The organism is Pseudomonas sp. SMV71 (assembly GCF_052042015.1).
GTDB lineage: Bacteria > Pseudomonadota > Gammaproteobacteria > Pseudomonadales > Pseudomonadaceae > Aquipseudomonas.
In genome coordinates, this window is the sequence record NZ_JBKGGU010000049.1 from 1 (window position 1) to 2,550 (window position 2,550).

Consider the following 2,550-nt stretch of genomic DNA (forward strand, 5'->3'; position numbering starts at 1 on the left):
GATTTCCCAGACCGAGAAGTCGAAGGCGTAGGAATGGAACAGACTCCAGACATCCGCCGGACCAAAGCCGAACCACGCCTGGGTGGCGTCGAACAGCCGCAGGATGTTGCGGTGCGGCTGCAAGGTGCCCTTGGGTTGGCCGGTGGAGCCGGAGGTGTAGATCACGTAGGCCAGGTTCGCGGCGTCCATCGTCACTTGCGGATCGCTGTCGGCGAACTCGCTGACGTCCGCGTCCAGCAGCAGCGTTTGCACACCTGCCGGAACCGGTAATTGCTCGACCAGCGACGCGTGAGTCAGCAGCAGGCGGATGCCGCTGTCCTGCATCATGTAGGCCAGGCGCTCCTGGGGATAACTCGGGTCCAGCGGCACGTAGGCGCCACCGGCCTTGAGGATTGCCAGCAGGCCCACCAGCATGTCGAACCCGCGCTCCACCGCCAGTCCCACCAGCACATCCGGACCGACACCCTGGTCCATCAGTTGATGGGCACGGCGGTTGGCCTGGGTGTTGAGTTCGCCGTAGGTCAGGGTCTCGGCGTTGAAACGCAGGGCAATCGCCTCAGGTCGCAGCCGTGCTTGCTCAGCGATCAGATGATGGACGCAGGCGGTGTTCGGGAAATCACCGGGCGCCGGGTTCCACTGGGCGATGGCCTGTTGTTGCTCGCTGGCGGTCAGCAGCGGCAACTCACCGATGCGTTGCGAAGGGGCGCTGACAATGCCTTGCAGCAGGTTCAGCCAGTGGTCGGCCATGCGTTGCATGGTGCTGGTATCGAACAGGTCGGTGGCGAAGGTCAATGCAGCACTGAGTTCGCCTTCGGCCTCCAGGGTGTCGAGGGTCAGGTCGAACTGCGCGGTCTGGCTTTCCCACTCCTGCGCCTCGATGACCAACCCTGGCAGCGTTGTAATTGCCTGGCGAGCGACGCTCTGATGGTTGTACAACACCTGGAACAGCGGGCTGTGGCTCAGGTTACGCTCGGGGCGCAGCGCCTCGACCAACTGCTCGAACGGCAGGTCCTGATGTGCCTCGGCACCAATGGCCGCGCGCTTGACCTGGGCCAGCAACGCGCTGAAGGATTGCTGCGTGTCGACCTCGGCCTTGAGTACCTGGGTGTTGACGAAGAAGCCGATCAACCCTTCGGTTTCCAGGCGGTTGCGGTTGGCGATGGGCACGCCGACCCGAATGTCGGCCTGACCGCTGTAGCGATGCAACAGCGCCTGGAAAGACGCCAGCAACACCATGAACAGCGTGCAGCCTTCGGCCTGGGCCAGTTGCCGCAATTGTCGGTTCAACTCCGGCGCCAGGCCGATGCCCAGGCGCGCACCGGCAAAACTCTGCCGGGCCGGACGCGGACGGTCGGTCGGCAGTTCCAGCAGTGGCTGCTCACCACCCAGCACATCGGTCCAGTAGGCCAACTGTCGTTCACGTTCACCGGCTTCCATCCACTGGCGCTGCCACACCGCGTAGTCGGCGTACTGGATCGGCAGCTCGGCCAGTGTCAGCGCCTCGCCCTGGCTATAGGCTGCATAGCGCTGGATCAGCTCCTGGACCAGCAACTGCATGGACCAGCCATCGGAGACGATATGGTGCTGGGTCAGCACCAGCACATGTTCCTCGGTTGCCAGTTGCAACAAGCCCACCCGCAGCAGCGGACCGTTTTGCAGATCGAATGGCTGGCTGATCTGACGCCTTACGAACGCCTGGATCTGTTCGGCGGTGGTGCCTGCCGCGCCGTCGAGCACCTCGGGAATCACCGGCGGATCGAGTTCGGCATGAATCACTTGAAAGGCTTGTTCGGCGACCTGGACGAACGTGGTGCGCAGGCTTTCGTGGCGTTGCACCAGCGCGGCGAAACTCTGGCGCAGCGCGTCGAGGTCCAACGTGCCGCGAATCCGCAGCGCCGCTGGAATGTGGTACGCGGCGCTGTGGGGTTCCATCTGCCAGAGGAACCACTGGCGTTGCTGGGCATAAGACAAGGGCAGCCGCGCCTCGTCCCGGGCAATCCGGGGGATACTCGCCGGTCGTAACCCGTCGCTGGGCGCCAGCGCGGCCACGCAGGCAGCGAGGCTGGCGTCTTCGAACAACTGGCGCAATTGCAGGTTCAGGCCGAGGACCTGACGGATACGCGAGGCCATCTGCGTGGCCAACAGCGAATGGCCGCCGAGCTCGAAGAAGTTGTCGTTCAGCCCTACCCGCTCGACCTTGAGCACGTCCTGCCAGATTGCTGCGAGCTGTTGCTCCATCTCGCTTTGCGGGGCCAGATAATCCTGTTGCACCTGACTGGCGTCCGCTGACGGCAAGGCCTTGCGGTCGAGCTTGCCGTTGGCGGTCAGCGGCCATTGATCGAGGAACAACAGGTGCGTCGGCACCATGTAGTCCGGCAGATCGGCCTTGAGCCCGGCCTTGATCTGTTCGCGCAGGTTGGCGGGGTCGGCGGCGCCCGCTGTCGGGATCACATAGCCCACCAGTTGTTGGCCGCTCGGTCCTTCCTGGGCCAGCACCCGTGCTTCGCGCACCGGCTCCAGGGCGTTCAGCCGCGCTTCGATTTCCCCCAG

Annotated in this window: 1 protein-coding gene; it reads right to left on the reverse strand. The window is 64.4% G+C overall.

Annotated elements, in window-relative coordinates; genetic code table 11:
- Positions 1–2,550, reverse strand: a 2,550-nt coding sequence (locus ACLEJQ_RS25695) for a condensation domain-containing protein (protein ID WP_440799898.1), incomplete at both ends; no start/stop codon positions are given.